The organism is Galactobacter caseinivorans (assembly GCF_003640665.1).
GTDB lineage: Bacteria > Actinomycetota > Actinomycetes > Actinomycetales > Micrococcaceae > Galactobacter > Galactobacter caseinivorans.
On record NZ_QQXL01000006.1, the window covers coordinates 36,957 to 52,721 of the forward strand.

General features: G+C 67.0%; 11 protein-coding genes and 3 tRNA genes. 8 read left to right on the forward strand and 6 right to left on the reverse strand.

Annotated elements, in window-relative coordinates:
• Window positions 1–16: 16 nt before the first annotated feature.
• A tRNA-Ser gene (locus DWQ67_RS10200) sits at window positions 17–105 on the forward strand.
• A 104-nt stretch (window positions 106–209) separates the two neighbouring features.
• Here DWQ67_RS10200 and DWQ67_RS10205 read toward each other — a convergent pair.
• Together DWQ67_RS10205 and DWQ67_RS10210 are read right to left on the reverse strand one after the other, a co-directional pair.
• Complete coding sequence (locus DWQ67_RS10205; RefSeq protein ID WP_121485515.1) at window positions 210–1,403, reverse strand: hypothetical protein; 1,194 nt, start codon at window positions 1,401–1,403, stop codon at window positions 210–212.
• A gap of 71 nt (window positions 1,404–1,474) precedes the next feature.
• Window positions 1,475–3,631, reverse strand: a complete 2,157-nt coding sequence (locus DWQ67_RS10210; RefSeq protein WP_199712685.1) for a RecQ family ATP-dependent DNA helicase — start codon at window positions 3,629–3,631, stop codon at window positions 1,475–1,477.
• A 163-nt stretch (window positions 3,632–3,794) separates the two neighbouring features.
• Between DWQ67_RS10210 and DWQ67_RS10215 the strand changes: the two genes are divergently transcribed.
• The 3 genes from DWQ67_RS10215 to DWQ67_RS10225 all read left to right on the forward strand — a co-directional run bounded on the left by DWQ67_RS10215 (window position 3,795) and on the right by DWQ67_RS10225 (window position 6,862).
• Window positions 3,795–5,207 (forward strand): phosphomannomutase/phosphoglucomutase, encoded by a 1,413-nt coding sequence (locus DWQ67_RS10215; RefSeq protein ID WP_121485516.1) that lies wholly within the window; start codon window positions 3,795–3,797, stop codon window positions 5,205–5,207.
• Window positions 5,204–5,695, forward strand: coding sequence for a hypothetical protein (locus DWQ67_RS10220; RefSeq protein WP_121485517.1), 492 nt, complete (start codon window positions 5,204–5,206; stop codon window positions 5,693–5,695). Before DWQ67_RS10215 ends, DWQ67_RS10220 begins: the two co-directional genes overlap by 4 nt.
• Before the next feature lie 792 nt (window positions 5,696–6,487).
• Window positions 6,488–6,862, forward strand: a complete 375-nt coding sequence (locus DWQ67_RS10225; RefSeq protein WP_121485518.1) for a hypothetical protein — start codon at window positions 6,488–6,490, stop codon at window positions 6,860–6,862.
• A gap of 83 nt (window positions 6,863–6,945) precedes the next feature.
• Here the strand turns inward: DWQ67_RS10225 and DWQ67_RS10230 are convergent, their stop codons facing one another.
• Window positions 6,946–8,433 (reverse strand): ATP-binding cassette domain-containing protein, encoded by a 1,488-nt coding sequence (locus tag DWQ67_RS10230; RefSeq protein ID WP_158595430.1) that lies wholly within the window; start codon window positions 8,431–8,433, stop codon window positions 6,946–6,948.
• A 149-nt stretch (window positions 8,434–8,582) separates the two neighbouring features.
• Complete coding sequence (locus tag DWQ67_RS10235) at window positions 8,583–10,421, reverse strand: phosphoenolpyruvate carboxykinase (GTP) (protein ID WP_121485520.1); 1,839 nt, start codon at window positions 10,419–10,421, stop codon at window positions 8,583–8,585.
• Window positions 10,422–10,736: 315 nt separating this feature from the next.
• On the opposite strand from DWQ67_RS10235, the gene DWQ67_RS10240 reads away from it, so the two are divergent.
• Both DWQ67_RS10240 and DWQ67_RS10245 read left to right on the forward strand, forming a co-directional pair.
• A tRNA-Arg gene (locus DWQ67_RS10240) sits at window positions 10,737–10,810 on the forward strand.
• Between the two features lie 80 nt (window positions 10,811–10,890).
• Window positions 10,891–10,967: transfer RNA gene (locus tag DWQ67_RS10245), tRNA-Arg, on the forward strand.
• Between the two features lie 89 nt (window positions 10,968–11,056).
• Here DWQ67_RS10245 and DWQ67_RS10250 read toward each other — a convergent pair.
• Together DWQ67_RS10250 and DWQ67_RS10255 are read right to left on the reverse strand one after the other, a co-directional pair.
• Entirely contained in the window at window positions 11,057–11,584 is a 528-nt protein-coding gene (locus DWQ67_RS10250) for a SixA phosphatase family protein (RefSeq protein WP_121485521.1), read from the reverse strand.
• A 146-nt stretch (window positions 11,585–11,730) separates the two neighbouring features.
• A complete protein-coding gene (locus tag DWQ67_RS10255) occupies window positions 11,731–12,528 on the reverse strand; it encodes a winged helix-turn-helix domain-containing protein (RefSeq protein ID WP_121485522.1) in 798 nt (265 codons plus the stop codon).
• Between the two features lie 519 nt (window positions 12,529–13,047).
• Between DWQ67_RS10255 and DWQ67_RS10260 the strand changes: the two genes are divergently transcribed.
• Window positions 13,048–13,788, forward strand: coding sequence for a response regulator transcription factor (locus DWQ67_RS10260; protein ID WP_121485523.1), 741 nt, complete (start codon window positions 13,048–13,050; stop codon window positions 13,786–13,788).
• Window positions 13,785–15,482 (forward strand): sensor histidine kinase, encoded by a 1,698-nt coding sequence (locus DWQ67_RS10265; RefSeq protein WP_121485524.1) that lies wholly within the window; start codon window positions 13,785–13,787, stop codon window positions 15,480–15,482. The genes DWQ67_RS10260 and DWQ67_RS10265 overlap by 4 nt, the downstream gene beginning before the upstream one ends.
• Window positions 15,483–15,765 lie beyond the last annotated feature (283 nt).

A 15,765-nucleotide genomic window follows, 5' to 3' on the forward strand; every position in this document is an offset into this window, starting at 1 on the left:
TGCCTCAGGGCAATGTGGAGACGTGCCAGAGCGGCCGAATGGACTTCACTGCTAATGAAGGGTCCGCTGAAAGGTGGACCGGGGGTTCAAATCCCCCCGTCTCCGCAGTGAAATGCCCCGGACTCATCAGAGTCCGGGGCATTTTTTTATGTCTGGAGGCCTCGTGGACTGGCCAGCTGGTCGCCGTGCTGCGAGGCGCGCGTCCGGCCCTAACCGCGACGGCGGAAGGCGTGGAGCAGGCTCAGCGCCTGTTCCTGGGAGATGCCCGTGTGCCGCGAGACCACCTGGGCCGCGCTGACCAAATCTCCGGACTTCAACGCCTCAACAAAGGCCTGGCGCTCGCCCTCTGGCAGCTCCTGGGTGGAGAACTCCACGGCCGTGCCGTCTCCGCGATCAAAGCGGACGGCAATCCCGTCCATCCGGTCGTTGCCAGACTCGTGGTTGGAGCGCAACGCCGTCTCCACCTCGTCCCGATCAAGCCCCACCCGATTTGCGATCAGGTCCGCCGCAGAGGCCATATCGCCATCTCGCAGCTGCGACATGAGTTGGTCCCGCTCCGAATCCGGCAGGTCCTGGGTGGAGAAGCGGTGCAGATCCTCGCCATCGTGGTGCGTGAACTCCATGTGCCGCTCGCCGCGCCCGGCGTCCCCGCCGTAGACCTCACCCCATGAATCCGGGATGGTCCATTCGGGATCGTTGCGCGCCCACGGCTCCGCGGGCGGGCCGTCAGGGGAAGGCTGCCCGTCGGCATCAGCGGCGCTGTGGTCCGAGTCGTGAGCGTAAGTGGCCTCGGAGTGAGCGTCGCTAGCGCGGGTTTCGGCGGGCGTCGAGGCCGACGCCACGGCGGGTGTGGAGGCGGATTGAGGCGAATTTTTGGGGCCCGGTGAGGGGTCGGCGCCAGTTCCCCGCGGTGTGCCCGACGCCGTGTGCTCGCCTTCCGGCTTGGGTGTCCGGGTTCCGGGGTCGGCGGTTTCCGCGCCGGAAGGCGTGGACTCGTCCTGCCCGGTCGCCCCGCGTCCGTCCGTGCCCTGCCCTTCCTTGCCCTGCCCTTCCGCGCCCTGCCCGTTCACTGGCGGCGCCACGTCTTCAAAGAGTCCCTCGGGCTTCCAGGGTTGCGGGTGCAGGCGCATGGCCTGGGCATCCAACAGGGCGCCGCGGGCGTTCTGGCCCGTGGCGTTGCGAATTTCTTGGGCGGCCGCGAGCAGGTTGCCCATGGCGAGGTAGCTGTTGACCAGGCGATGTTTTGGCTCGCTCAACCGGGCGGAGGCCTGGGCTGCACGCTCTGCCGTGGCCTCCTGAGAGAAAAGCTGGGCGTTGTTGGTGCGCACACGCCTCAGAACCGCGGAGGCACCCACCAACGCGATCACGAGTCCGCCAACCAACCACAGCCAGGTGTTATCCATGCCCTCTAGTCTAGGCAGATCACCTGCGCGCCCACCGAGTGATGACGCCAATTCGGCACAGAGCGAAGCACTCAGCCAACCTGTGCAAGAACCAAGGGCAACACTCCGGGCGCCCCGGCCTGGCGCAGCACCCGGCTGGCCTCCGTCAGAGTCCACCGCGAGTCCGCCAGGTCGTCAACGAGCAACAATGGCCCCGGTGCACTAGCGAGCGCCTCTTCCCACTGCGCCGGGACCGCAAGCGAGCCATAGGTGTCCGCAAAGCGATACACGGAATTACCACCCGGCCCAAGCCGTGGCCCCTCGCCGGAATACTCCAGCGAACCCAAGAAGCGCAGTTGCCCCAGCTCCGCCAACCCGGCCGCGAGGGAACCCACCAGGAGGGGGCGGCGCCGCGACGGCATCGCCACTACACCCACGGGCCGCTGAGCCCATCCCCACTCACCAAGCACCTTGGCGCAGGCCTGCAGCAGATCCGCTGGGACCGCCGCATCCGGGGCAGCAGATGCCTCGTCAAAGAGCGCCCTGAGCCGGCCACCCCACCCCAGGTCCGTGAGCCTGGCCAGGGCCCGGCCCTCCAGTGCTTGGACGGCGGGCGGGATCTTGCCCTTGACCGGCACCCCCAGCCGGTCCGCACCCGTGGGGTAGAGCTTGCGTGGCTCCACGCTCACACCCACCCGCTGCATGCCGGCACCGGCGCTGACCTGTGCTCCCTCTCCCACGGAGGTCGGGAACCACGCCCCGGCGCAGTTATCGCAGCGCCCGCAGGGGGACGCAGAGGCATCATCCAAGGCCCTGGCGAGGAACTCCATGCGGCAACCCGTGGTGCGTTCGTACTCCAACATGGAGTGCTGTTCATCAAGCCGGGCTTGGGCCACCCGGGCATAGCGCTGCTCGTCATATGCCCACGCAACGCCGGTGCTGCGCCACCCTCCGGCCACGCGTTCCACCGCTCCGTCCACCGCAAGCACCTTGAGCAACAGCTCAAGCGGGCTGCGCCGCAGATTCACACGAACCTCCAGCGCCGGAACGCTCAGTGCCCCTCCGGCCTCAGCCAGCGCCGTCAGCACGGACTGCGCCCGGTCCTTGTCTGGCATGGAGGCGGTGGCAAAGTAGCGCCAGATCTCGCGATCCTCTTGGCCCGGCAACAGCAGGACATCCGCGGTGTCCGTGGCACGGCCGGCACGGCCCACCTGTTGGTAATAGGACACGGGTGAGCCGGGAGCGCCAAGGTGGATCACGAATCCCAGATCCGGCTTATCGAATCCCATGCCAAGGGCGCTCGTGGCCACCAGGGCTTTGACCCTGTTCTCTTTCAGCGCCTGCTCCGCACGCTCGCGCTCATCCGTGTCCGTGCGGCCCGTGTACGCCTGCACGTCATAGCCCGCGCGGCGCAGGGTGTCCGTGACGTCCTCAGCCGCGGAGACCGTCAACGTGTAAATGATGCCGCTGCCTGGAAGCTGTCCCAGATGTTCCACAATCCACCCCAGCTGCGCGCGGGGCGAGGGCAGGCGCAAAACGCCCAAGCGCAGGGAGGTCCTGGCGAGCGGCCCGCGCAGCGTAAACACGTCCGTTCCGCCCACCGCCAGCTGCTCCTCGATGTCCTGAACCACGCGCGCGTTGGCGGTGGCGGTAGTGGCTAGCACGGGGACGTTGCCCGGCAGCTCCGCGATCAAGTCACGGATGCGCCGGTAGTCCGGGCGGAAGTCGTGGCCCCAGTCGGAGACACAGTGGGCCTCATCCACCACAAGCAGCCCCGTGCGTTCAATGAGCCGCGGAAGCTGGCTCTCCCGGAAGGACGGGTTGTTCAGCCGCTCCGGGGAAACCAGAAGCACGTCCACCTCGCCCGCTTCCAACTTGGCCTGCACCTCCCCCCACTCTGTGGCGTTGGCGGAATTAATGGCCTGCGCCCGCACGCCGGCTCGCGCCGCCGCGGACACCTGGTCACGCATCAGGGCAAGGAGCGGGGAAATGATGAGGGTGGGCCCGGCACCTCGAGCCCGCAGCAGCAGGGACGCCACAAAGTACACAGCAGACTTACCCCAACCGGTCCGCTGCACCACCAACGCCCGGCGATGCCCCTTGACCAGCGCCTCAATGGACTCGAACTGGCCCGGGTGGAAGTCAACATCAGGGCGCCCCACGAGGCGGCGCAACACCTCGGTTGCCTCCAGCCGCAACTGATCCGATGCCGTGCCTGCTTCTGCCTGTTCTGCGTTGCTCTGGCTCACCGCTTCAGTATTGCAGTGCACCCCGACGCGCCGCTTGGCGAGGCCGCGCACCTGTGGAAGAACACGCCGTCGGGCACTGATCTGTGCCGACTGTGAGGGAAGAAATCAGCCATGCCGGTGCGGATCAGCACGCTCTGACGCGCCCGCCGCGTACTCTGGGGACGTGAATACCATTGATCTTTCGGCCTCCTTTAAGGCCTATGACGTGCGCGGCATTGTTGGCGAGACCATCGACGAGAACGCCGTGCGAGCCATCGGAGCGGCCTTTGTGGACGTTCTGGGACTCGACGGCCAGCCGGTGTTGATCGGCGGCGACATGCGCCCCAGCTCCGTCCCGTTTGCCCAGGCCTTCGCGGACGGTGCCGCCTCACGCGGCGCCCGCCCGCAGATGCTTGGCCTCATCTCTACCGATGAGCTCTACTACGCCTGCGGCAGCAAGGGGGCGGCCGGCGTGACGTTTACGGCCAGCCACAACCCTGCCCAGTACAACGGCATCAAGATGGCCAAGGCCGGCGCCACCCCGGTGTCCTCTGACACCGGCCTCTTTGAGATCCGCGACGTAGCCCAGCGCTACCTGGAGCAGGGCATGCCAGCCTCCGTGGACTCCCCCGCAGCCCCCGAGTCACTGGACGTGCTCAGGGACTACTCCGAGTACCTGCGCTCGCTCGTGGACCTGAGCGGGATCCGCCCGCTCAAGGTCGTCGTGGATGCCGGCAACGGCATGGGCGGCATGACCACCCCCGCCGTCCTGGGGAATCAGCTGCTTCCGGGGCTGCCCCTGGACATTGTTCCGCTCTACTTTGAGCTGGACGGAAGCTTCCCCAACCACCCGGCCAACCCGCTGGAGCCCGCCAACCTGGTGGACCTGCAGCGCGCAGTCGTGGAGCACGGCGCTGACCTTGGCCTGGCCTTTGACGGCGACGCGGACCGCTGCTTTGTGGTGGATGAGCGCGGCGACGCCGTGACGCCCTCCGCCATCACCGCGCTGGTGGCCCGCCGCGAGATTGCCCGGGCCCAGGCTGGTGGCGAGGCGCACCCCGTCATCATCCACAACCTCATCACCTCCCGCGCCGTACCGGAGCTGGTGGAGCGAGAAGGCGGCCGTGCCATCCGCACGCGCGTGGGCCACTCCTTCATCAAGGCCGTCATGGCAGAGGAAGGTGGCGTCTTCGGTGGCGAGCACTCCGCTCACTACTACTTCCGCGATTTTTACAATGCCGACACCGGCATGCTTGCGGCCATGCACGTCCTCGCGGCGCTGGGCGGCCAGGACCTGGTGCTCTCCGAGCTGGCTGCGGAATACGAACCGTACTTCTCCAGCGGTGAGATCAATTCAGAGGTCACCGATAAGGAGGCGGCCGTGGAGCGCGTGGTCGCCGCCGTGACCGCCGCGGGCGGTGTCACCGTGGACAGCCTGGATGGCACCACCATCAGCGCGGACAACGGCGAGTGGTGGTTCAACCTTCGCCCGTCCAATACCGAACCCTTCCTTCGCTACAACAGCGAGGCCAAGGACCAAGACACCATGGAAGAACTGCGGGACACCGTCCTTGCGGTTGTGAGGGGGCAGGCATGAACCCGGATAACGAGGCCATGAGCGGCGCGCGCGAACTTGACGGAGTGCTGGGGACCGCGCTGGCCGTGGCCCAGGAACAGCTCACCGATCACGGGGGCCTGATGCCCTTCGCCGTGGTCCTGGAGAACCAGGCCGCCACGCAGCGCCGCATTGAAGCAGGCGACGACGCCCCGGAGGACGGCGAGCCGTCGCTGCGGCTCGTGGTCGTGGCCCCCGAGGGCGACGAGGAGGACGAGGTGGACGGCGAAGAGACCGTCGCCGCGTTGATCGAGGCCGTGCGCGCCCAACGCGATGACCTCACCGCCGTCGCCATTGTTTCCGACGTGGTCCTGACCGAGGTGGACACCGATGCGGTGCACGTCGAGGCGGAGCACCTGACCGGGGACGTGGCCGCGGTCCTGATGCCGTATCAGCTCGGCGAGCACGGCCCCAGCTGGGGCGATCTTGAGGGGGACGGTGGCGCCGAGCGCCGCGTCTGGACCGACTAGCAACACGTCTCCGGGCCACGCCCGGAACCTCGATGGAGGGAACACCGACGCCGGTGCTCCCTCCATCGTCACGTTCGGGTACAGTCGTTCTGGGGTTGGGACGGTCCAATTCCCATGGCACAGATATTGGGGATATCAGTGAGCCCAAAAAATGGGGGGCAATGGTGGCGTCGAGCCACCGGCGCAGCGGGAAACTCACCCGCAAAGACAGAGAAGCTGCCCGACGCCGCGGCGTCCGTTAGCGCTGTCGAGTCCCCTGCGCGTGAGGGCGCGCCGCCAGAGTTGGCTTCGTTTTTGAGCGAGCTGCGCAGCGATAACGCCGCTGCTCCGCAGCCGCCCGCTTCCGCTCCCGCCGCCGCCTCCGTGACCACCACGACTGTGGTTGAGTCCGGTTCAGAGTCTGCGGGCACCCCCGCGGACGACGCCGCTGCCGAGCCTGCTTCGCCCGCATCGCCCGCATCGCCCGCATCGCCGACACCGTCCGCGGCGTCGGCCGAGCCTGCCGATTCAGCCGGTTCAGCCGGTTCAGCAAGTTCAGCAAGTTCAGCAAGTTCAGCCGAGCCTGCCGACGCGACCGGCGCGCAGGTCCCTGCCTCCTCCTTGACTCGGCCCAAGCGGCCCCGCAAGCCTGCGCCCGCGCCACCGCGCCACCGCGATGGCGGCACACCGGAGCTTGGCTCCCCCACAGACCCCCTGGACGATGCGTCCGAGACCCCGGTCGCGCCTCTCCTCCCCCCTGCTTCCCCGACGAGCGGGCAGCTTTCCGAGACAGAACCACAGAATGGACAAGCTATGACTACCTTGAATGACGCCATCCAGAACCTGCTCAGCATCGAGGGTGCCACCGGCGCAGCCATCGTGGACATCAGCAGCGGCATGGCCCTGGCTCAGGGCGGCAACCCCGGCTTTGACTTGGGCGTTGCGGCTGCGGGTAACTCCAACGTGGTCTCCGCCAAGCTGCGCACCATGCGCGACCTTGGCCTGGGCACCGGCGACACCATCGATGACATCCTCATCACGCTGACCACGCAGTACCACCTGATCAACGTTCTCAGCACCCGCGAGACCGATGGCCTGTTTGTGTACCTGGTCCTGGATCGCAACTACGCGAACCTGGCCCTGGCGCGTCACAAGCTCAAGTCGATCTCCGCCACCGTCTCCGTCTGAGCCGGTTCGTCACTGGCTGACGAAACAAAAAACCGGGCCCGGCCAACACACGTGTTGGCCGGGCCCGGTTGTGTTTTGCCCCTTTAGCGGGCCCGGCGGGCGGTGCCGGAGTAAATCTCATGCCCCAGGATGTCTGCCACCAGCGAGTCCTCATCCACGTCCTGGTTGGCGGCGTTCAGGATGGCCTTGCCATCTCGCATGACCACGGCGCGGTCCGCCCAGTGCATGACCTCTGACATGTCCGCGGTCAGCACCACAACGCTGACCCCCGAATCCGCCAACCGGCGCAGGAGCTTGAACACCGCACGGCGGGAGACCACGTCGATGCCGCGTGTGGGGTGCGCCAGGGCCAACACCTCATGCCCCATTTCAAAGCGGCTCACGAGGGCCGTCTTTTGCTGGTCTCCGCCAGAGAGCGTGTCCACGTCAGCGTTGATGTCCGTGGTGCGGATGCGCAGCTCCTGGACCAGGCCGATCATGCGCCGTGCCCGGCGGATCTCGCCGCGCAGGTCCTTAGGCGCGCCCACGGCGTCCACGACCTTGTCTGAGGCGGTCTCGTTGGGCGCGCTATCTGGCAAGTATCCTATGCCAGCGGCCTCGGCGCCGGCCAGGCCAGCAAACTGCACTGGCTTGCCCTCGCGGAGCATGGAGCCACCGTCAAGCTTCCGGGCGCCGCCCAAGACCTGGAGCACCTCTCGCACGCCGGACTTGGGAGCACCAACAATGGCCACGATCTCGCCGCGACGGAAGGCCAGGTCAAGCCCCTCAAAGGCTCCACGCACCGTGGCACCGACCAGCTCGATGGCGGGCACTCCAGCCGGGACCGGACGCAGCGGATCCGGACGCACGCCGGGCTCCACCGGGCTCGCGGTGAGCCGAGCCGTGAGGTCCGCGGCGGAGGTGGAACGGGCGGCCATGGTCTGCATCACGCGGCCGTCCTTCAGGATCACCACGCGGTTGGCGATGGAGAGCAGCTCATCCATGCGGTGGGTGATGTAGAGGATGCCACGACCCTGCGCCGTGAGGCGGCGCATGACGTGGTGCAGCACGGCGATCTCGTGATCCGCGAGCGTCGCTGCCACCTCGTCCATGAGCACAAACTGCGCTTCTTCGGCGAGCATGCGGGTGACCTCTACCAGCGCCTGCTGGCCGCGGTCCAGGTCCGCCACGATGCCGTCTGCGTCCAGCTCAACGCCGGCCTCATCGAGGAGCTCTACGGCCCGCTCACGGAGCTGTTCGTGGCTCTCTTCGGCGCGGAAGGTGTTGCGGAACAGCGCCTTGGCCACGCTCACGGCGGGGTCCTGCGCAAAGTTCTGTTCAATGACGCCGACGCCGGCGGCTTGCGCGGCCTCGCGGCTCTCCGGGGCAAAACGCTCCCCCGCGAGCACCACGTGGCCAGTGTCCAGGTTCTTTGCCCCAGACAGCACGTCCACGAGGGTGGACTTTCCGGCGCCGTTGATGCCCACCAGGCCAACGATCTCGCCGCGGCCCACGGCCAAGTCGGCGCCGTTGAGCACACGTTTCTTGCCGTAGGAAACCACCAATTCGACGGCCTTCACCACAGTGTCCACGAATCCCCCATTTAAGTGATGTGTATCATCCCGTCCCCACGGGATCATGTGAAGGCTAGCACGGTACCCGACTGCCTCGGATGATAAGACAAAGACGACGCCGCCGCACGTCTTGTGCGGCGGCGTCGTGCAATGCAGTGAAGGTGAGGTCAGCGCGCCAGGCGCTGCGTCAATCCATCCAGCTCGGTGCGCAGGGAGGCCGGCAGCGAGTCGCCGAAGAGCTCGTACCACTCCTCGATGCCGGGCAGCTCTGCTCGCCACTCGTCGGCGTCAAAGCGCGTGGCCTCGTCCAACTCGTCCTCGCTCAGTTCCAGACCGGACAGGTCAAGCGAGCCGGTGGCCGGGATGAAGCCGATGGGGGTCTCCACCGCTTCCGCCTTGCCCTCGAGGCGCTCGATGGCCCACTTGAGCACACGCGAGTTCTCACCGAAGCCGGGCCAGGCAAAGCCGCCCTCAGCGGTGCGGCGGAACCAGTTCACCAGGAAGATCTGGGGCAGCTGCTCCGGATCCGCCTTGGCGCTGATGCGATCCCAGTGGTTCAGGTAGTCGCCAGCGTCGTAACCGATGAACGGCAGCATGGCCATGGGGTCGCGGCGCACCAAGCCCACCTGACCGGCGGCGGCGGCCGTGGTCTCTGAGGAGAGCGTGGAGCCCATGAAGACGCCGGAGGTCCAGGAGCGTGCCTGGGTCACCAGCGGGACGGTGGTCTTGCGACGCCCGCCAAAGAGGATGGCATCGATCTTGACGCCCTCGGGATCCGTGTAGTCATCAGAGAGCATGTCGATCTGGTCAATCGGCGTGCAGAAACGGGAGTTGGGGTGCGCCGCGGGGCGGTTGGCCTCCGGGGTCCAGTCCTGGCCCTTCCAATCGGTCAGGTGCTCCGGCGTCTCATCCGTCATGCCCTCCCACCACACGCCGCCGTCGTCCGTCATGGCGACATTGGTGAAGATGGAGTTGCCCTTGGCGATGGCACGCATCGCGTTGGGGTTGGTGGACCAACCGGTGCCCGGGGCCACGCCAAACAGGCCGGCTTCGGGGTTCACGGCGCGCAGCTCGCCCTGGGCGCCAAAGCGCATCCACGCGATGTCGTCACCGAGCGTCTCCACCTTCCAGTCCTTGATCGTGGGATCAAGGAGGGCCAGGTTGGTCTTGCCGCAAGCAGAGGGGAACGCAGCAGCCACGTGGTAGGGCTTGTTCTCCGGGGAGGTCAGCTTCAGGATGAGCATGTGCTCCGCGAGCCAGCCCTCATCGCGAGCCATCACGGAGGCGATGCGCAGTGCAAAGCACTTCTTGCCCAGCAGCGCGTTTCCGCCGTAGCCGGAACCAAAGGAGACAATGGAGCGCTCCTCGGGGAAGTGCACAATCCACTTGTCATCGTTGCAGGGCCAGGCCACATCCTTCTGACCCTGCGCCAGGGGGGCGCCGACGGAGTGCAGGGCCGGGACAAAGAAGGCCTCGGTCTCTTCCATCTTGCGCAGCACCTCGGTGCCGATCTTGGCCATGATGCGCATGGAGGCCACCACGTACTCGGAGTCGGTGATCTCCACGCCGAACTTGGGCTCGGCCGCGTCCAGTGACCCCATGACGAACGGGATCACGTACATGGTGCGCCCGCGCATGGCACCGTCAAAGAGGCCGTTGAGCTTGGCCTTCATCTTGACGGGATCCATCCAGTTATTGGTGAACCCGGCGTCGCGCTCCTCCACCGAGCAGATGAAGGTCTGCTCCTCCACGCGAGCCACGTCGCTGGGATCGGAGAAGGCCGCGAAGGAGTTCGGGAACGTCTCCTGGTTCAGGGGCGTCAGCGTGCCGGCGTCCACGAGCTCCTGCGTGAGACGTGCGTTCTCCTCGGCGGACCCGTCAACCCAGTAGACGCGGTCAGGCTTGGTCAGCGCGGACACTTCTTCTACCCACTGCGCCAGCTTGGCGTGTGAGGTGGGGTTGGGCTGCGCTGAGTCCTTGACCTGGCGGTCGACGGTGGTCGTCATTGAGGAATCCCTCCATTGGGTTCGTCGGTGTCTTGATCGTAGGGTCACAGGCGCCCTGGGCGCTTGCCGGCGCGTGCGAGCGGGATCACACACCCTGGGCATCACTGCCACCCACCCCGCGCACTTCCGCGCATTGGCGGGGATCCCCTGAGGGGCAAGGTGAGTAAGGTCACATAAACCGGTATATATGACCACCATACAACCGGGCCCACCGTCCCGGCCACACTTCCGCACCCCTTCCCTCGTTTTGCGTCCCGACAGGCGGGCCTGTAGGATCGTTCGAGTCGTCTCGGCACTGCCTGGATGACACGCCTAGCGCCCATAGCTCAGCTGGATAGAGCGCCTGTCTACGGAACAGGAGGTCGGGGGTTCGAATCCCTCTGGGCGCACGGTCAGTAAGGCTCGCTTCACCGAAGCGAGTCTTCTGTTTTGACTGGCGTCAGCCGTGAAAGTTTGACCAATTACATATGCGCCCATAGCTCAGCTGGATAGAGCGCCTGTCTACGGAACAGGAGGTCGGGGGTTCGAATCCCTCTGGGCGCACCATAGAGCTGGCCCGCTTCTCACGAAGCGGGCTTTTTTGCGCCCGCAGTGCCGGTCGGCCCACCAGCGCCCGCCAGCCCGCCCCGGCTCACTCAGTGCTTGGGCGGAACCACAAAGCGTTCCAGCGTGGCGTCTCGGCCGTCCAGGCTGGCCCAGTCCCCCGGAACGGTGAACACGCACAGCCCGGCGGTGGGATAGTCAGAGGCCATGTCCCACACGGCCATCTCATCCGAGTCCGCGGAGGCCAGTTGCGTGGCAGCCTCCTGGACGGCGGGCTGGTGCGCCACCAGAATCAGCGTGCGCACGGTCTCCGGCGTCTCGTTGATGACCGCGATGAGCCGGCGTGCGGGCGCGTCGTACAGGCGCTCATCCAGGTAGGCGCTCGGCGCATCCTCGCCAAGCACGGAGGCAATCCACGCATACGTGGCGCGCGTGCGCAGCGCGTCGGACACCGTCGCGCCGTCGGGCAAGAGACCCTCCCGCAGCAGGTACTCACCGATCCAGCGCGCCTGCTCGCCGCCGCGCTCCGTCAGTCCTCGATCGCGATCTGGCGCGCCCCAGGGCGTCTCCGCCTTGGCGTGCCGCAGGATCAGCAGGGTTTTGACGTCGGGGCGGTTCATGCCCCGAGTCTACGGATCCGGGCTCTGCGCGCGAGCACCCCGGCCCGCCCACAGACAGCGCGAGGCCCCGATCTCCGCTACTGCGGGGGATCGGGGCCTCGGTGGCCGGATGCGGGAAAACCCGGCGAAAAATCAGCGGGCCAGCATCAGATGGAGTATTCCGGAGCCGCCCAGACGGTGACCTCGGGGTGCTCGTAGAAGCGGTAGCCCTGGCCGCGCACGGTGCGCACGGTGTTGGAGAGGCGGCCCAGCTTGGCGCGCAGGCGGCGGATGTGAACGTCGATGGTGCGCTCGTTCGGGATCTCGTCCGCACCCTTCCAGAGGTTCTCCAGCAGCTCCTCGCGGCCCACGGTGCGCGTGCCGTTCTCTACCAGGTAGTTGAGCAGCTCAAATTCCTTGTAGGTCAGGTTCACGACCTCGCCGTCCAGCTGCACCTCGCGGCGGGAGAGATCAATCAAGACGCCCGACGCCGCGGGGGCGTGCTGGGAGGGGCGGGCGAAGGTGCGCGGGGCGGTGCGGACGGTGGGGTCACCCAGGGCCTGGCGCACCACCTCAAGATCGGTGCCCGTGGCGGACGTGGCCGCGAGGGCGACCGCCGCGTGCGTCTGCGCCTCAGGGGCGAGGGTCTGCAAGAAGCCGCGCACCTGCGTGGCCAGCTTGGTCAGGGAGGTCCCGGAGGCGGCCGCTGCTGCCTCGTCGAGGCCCACATAAAGGACAAAGCCGCGGGCGCTGGTCTCACCGACGCGCTCCGGGCCGGGCTGCGTCTGGCTCAAGACCGCGGTCGGTGCGGGCGCCGGCGCGGGGCGGGCTGCGGCCTCACCGGTGAAGGGAGTGACGCGGCGCTGGCCGCCGGAACTCTGCCACGCGGCCTGACGACGCGCGGCTGCGGCGCGGTTCTGGGCGTTGCGTACCGAGATGTGGACGTAACCGGTGTTCGTGGTCATGGTGCTACCTCTACATGGCTGAAGGGTGCCGACGTGCGGCGTCGAATGGAGTGGGTGTTAGCCGCGGACATCTCGCGGCGTGAGCATTCGACGGCAACAGCCATTCACTGCGGAGCCCCTGGGGGCCCCACCGATCGATGGCATGGTGCTCTGCTTCACACCCACCATCATGCGCGTAACATTGCGTCTTCGCAAGGGGGGATTATGCGGCCGTCTCACGATTTGAGACGATTGCGTCGAATTGTGACCGGCGTCACTCGCTGGCAAATTGTGAAAGATCGGCTTGATATTCCCGGCCTACGACGCGCCAGTAGGCTCCTGGTTTTGAAGCGGCGTTCCAGCCGCACCATTCGGCGCTCTCGGCGCACTCTCAGCTTGCTTCGCATATTCATGCATGCGCCCGCATACTGAACTAGTCACCTCTTGACTTAGGACGCGAAAACGAGGTAAAGCCAGCAACACAGCTGGTTCACAGCTAAGGGACAGTTTCGGCCTACGTCGCCCAGGGAAGGTTCAACCATGAGCACCTCACGTTTCTCTCCCCAGCAGCTTCCCCGTCTTGAACACCCCGACGGCTCCCCCATCCGCGCGCTAGTGGTGGACGACGAGCCCTCGCTGGCGGAGCTTGTCAGCATGGGCACCCGGATGCTGGGCTGGGACGTCACCGTCTCTCACGAGGGGCAGGACGCTGTGAAGCAGGCGCGGGCCACAAACCCGGACGTGCTGATCCTGGATTGGATGCTCCCCGGCATCGAGGGGCCAGAGGTGTTGCGCCGCGTCCGGGCCTTCCTCCCGGACGTGCCTGCGCTCTTCCTCACCGCCAAGGACACCGTGGATGATCGGATCGAGGGCCTCTCCTCCGGCGGCGATGACTACGTCACCAAGCCCTTCAGCCTGGAGGAGGTGCTGCTGCGCCTACACCGCTTGGTGCAGCGCTCAGGTGCCGCCACGGCGGACGAGGCGGAGCTGGTGGTCGGGGACCTCACCCTGAACACCGACAGCCGCGAGGTGACCCGCTCCGGGGACGAGATCCAGCTGACGGCCACGGAGTTTGATCTGCTGCGCTACCTCATGGAGAACGCCCGCCGGGTGGTGTCCAAGCCGCAGATCCTGGACGCCGTGTGGAACTACGACTTTGGCGGGCAGGCCAACATCGTTGAGCTGTACGTCTCCTATCTGCGCAAGAAGATCGATGTGGGTCACGAACCCATGATTCACACGGTCCGCGGGGCCGGGTACGTGCTCAAGCCCGCGGCATGAGTCAGGAACGTCCCCCGGCACCGAACAACGAAGCACCGCTGCGCGTTCCGTTGATCAGCAGGAGCGAGGCCGGCCGCAAGCTGGTCGGCAAGCGACTGGTGGGCCAAACCCTGCGCCGGCACTGGCCGCTGAGCCTGCGCACCCGCCTGGTGGGGGTGTTGCTGATCCTCCTGGCCCTTGGCTCGCTCGCGATTGGCGGGGTGACTCACGCATCCCTATCCGCCCGGCTGGACGCGCAGCTCAAGGACGACCTGAACAACGCCAGCCAACGCTTCTTTGCGCAGCTCTCTAGCCGCGGCCCGGACCAGGCCTCCGCCAATGGCATGCCCAACGGCTCCCTCACCGGGGTCCTGGTGGATGGTTCCTTTGCCGTGGAGCCCACGTACCAGAACCAGTCCGCCCAGGCGGTGGACCCGGTGCCCATCCCCACGGCGGATGCCACCCGGCTCCGCAAGCTCGCGGACACGACCGATGCCTCTGAGCAGGGCCTTGTCCTGGAGACGGACCTGAGCCTTGGCCGGTACCGGGTCCAGTTCCGCACTGTGGCGGTGACCTACAAGGCCACCGGCCAGACGGTTGACGCGACCGTTGTGGTGGGCATCCCCACCACCGAGGCCAACCGGACGTTGGCGACCCTGGACATCTCCATGGTCCTGGTCTCCCTGGGTGGCGTGCTGCTGATCGGCACCCTGGGCTCGGTTCTCATTTCCCGCGCGTTGCGGCCCCTGGCCCGCGTCTCCGCCGTGGCCTCCTCCGTGGCGGAGCAGCCACTGGAGCGCGGCGAGGTGGACGTGGACCTGCGCGTGGCCCCAGAGGACTCCGTGCCGGGCACCGAGGTGGGCAACGTGGGCTTGGCCCTGAACAATCTGCTGGACAACGTGGACGCCGCCTTGGACGTCCGCGCCCATTCCGAGGCCCGCATGCGGCGCTTTGCCGCGGATGCCAGTCACGAGCTGCGCACGCCCTTGGCGGCCATTCAGGGCTACTCCGAGCTGCTGGGCGCCACCGAGGCGCTGTCCGACGATGGCGAGCGTTCGCTTGACCGGGTGCGGGAGCAAACCCGGCGCATGACCGAGCTCGTGGAGAACCTGCTGCTCCTGGCCCGCCTGGACGAGTCCAAGCCAGCCGTGTCCACGTGCGTGGACCTGAGCAGGCTCGCGGCAGAGCTGACAAGGGACTTCTCCGTGGCCGCCCCGGATCACGTCTGGCGCTTTGAACCCGTGGGCAAACAGCCCATCACGGTGCTGGGGGACGAGGCCCAACTCAACCGCGTGGTCCAGAATCTGATGTCCAACGCCCGCAAGCACACCTCCAGCGGAACCGAGGTGACCGTGCAGGTGGGGACCACACCGGATGGCAGCCAGGCGCTGCTCATCGTCAAGGACACAGGTGAGGGCATCTCCCCCGAGTTCCAGGACAAGGTCTTTGACCGTTTTGCGCGGGCCGACGCCGCTCGGTCGGGTTCCGCGCCGACCACCGGTTTGGGACTCTCCATCGTCAAGGCAATCGTGGAGGCGCATGGCGGAACCATCTCCGTGACCTCAACCCCCGGAGACACCCAGTTCGCTGTGCGCATCCCCGCGGTGCCAGCGGCAGAAGCGGTGCTGCAGCCGGTTCAGCCAATCCAGCCGGTCCAGCCCACGCGGCCGGAACCCGGCGACGGGACGGCCCAGGACCAGGGCCCGCGGGCCTAACGCGGCGCGGGGGTTCTCTCTCTTCCCCCCGGTCGCCGCTCCCACCCAGGTACTAGCTCAAGGCGCCCGCGCTTCCCGGATCATCCGGGGGACGCGGGCGCCTGGTGTTCTGCCCGCACCGCACGCCGGATCGCAGTTCACAGCCAACGTCCAGCAGCACTAACCCACTCTCTTCCCCGGAACGGCGGGGTTTTTGGCGTCCAGCATCCTCCCAGGTTCACAGGAAACGCCTCAAGGTCACTTTAAACTCAGCGTCCCCTCAGCCACACCTCCCGGGCACCTA

What these genes read in the sequence shown, in the direction of transcription:
- DWQ67_RS10205 (WP_121485515.1), bottom strand. Translation starts at nt 1,403, where the DNA reads ATGGATAACACCTGGCTGTGGTTGGTTGGCGGACTCGTGATCGCGTTG.
- DWQ67_RS10220 (WP_121485517.1), top strand. Translation starts at nt 5,204, where the DNA reads ATGAACCCGGATAACGAGGCCATGAGCGGCGCGCGCGAACTTGACGGA.
- DWQ67_RS10225 (WP_121485518.1), top strand. Translation starts at nt 6,488, where the DNA reads ATGACTACCTTGAATGACGCCATCCAGAACCTGCTCAGCATCGAGGGT.
- DWQ67_RS10235 (WP_121485520.1), bottom strand. Translation starts at nt 10,421, where the DNA reads ATGACGACCACCGTCGACCGCCAGGTCAAGGACTCAGCGCAGCCCAAC.
- DWQ67_RS10250 (WP_121485521.1), bottom strand. Translation starts at nt 11,584, where the DNA reads ATGAACCGCCCCGACGTCAAAACCCTGCTGATCCTGCGGCACGCCAAG.
- DWQ67_RS10255 (WP_121485522.1), bottom strand. Translation starts at nt 12,528, where the DNA reads ATGACCACGAACACCGGTTACGTCCACATCTCGGTACGCAACGCCCAG.
- DWQ67_RS10260 (WP_121485523.1), top strand. Translation starts at nt 13,048, where the DNA reads ATGAGCACCTCACGTTTCTCTCCCCAGCAGCTTCCCCGTCTTGAACAC.
- DWQ67_RS10265 (WP_121485524.1), top strand. Translation starts at nt 13,785, where the DNA reads ATGAGTCAGGAACGTCCCCCGGCACCGAACAACGAAGCACCGCTGCGC.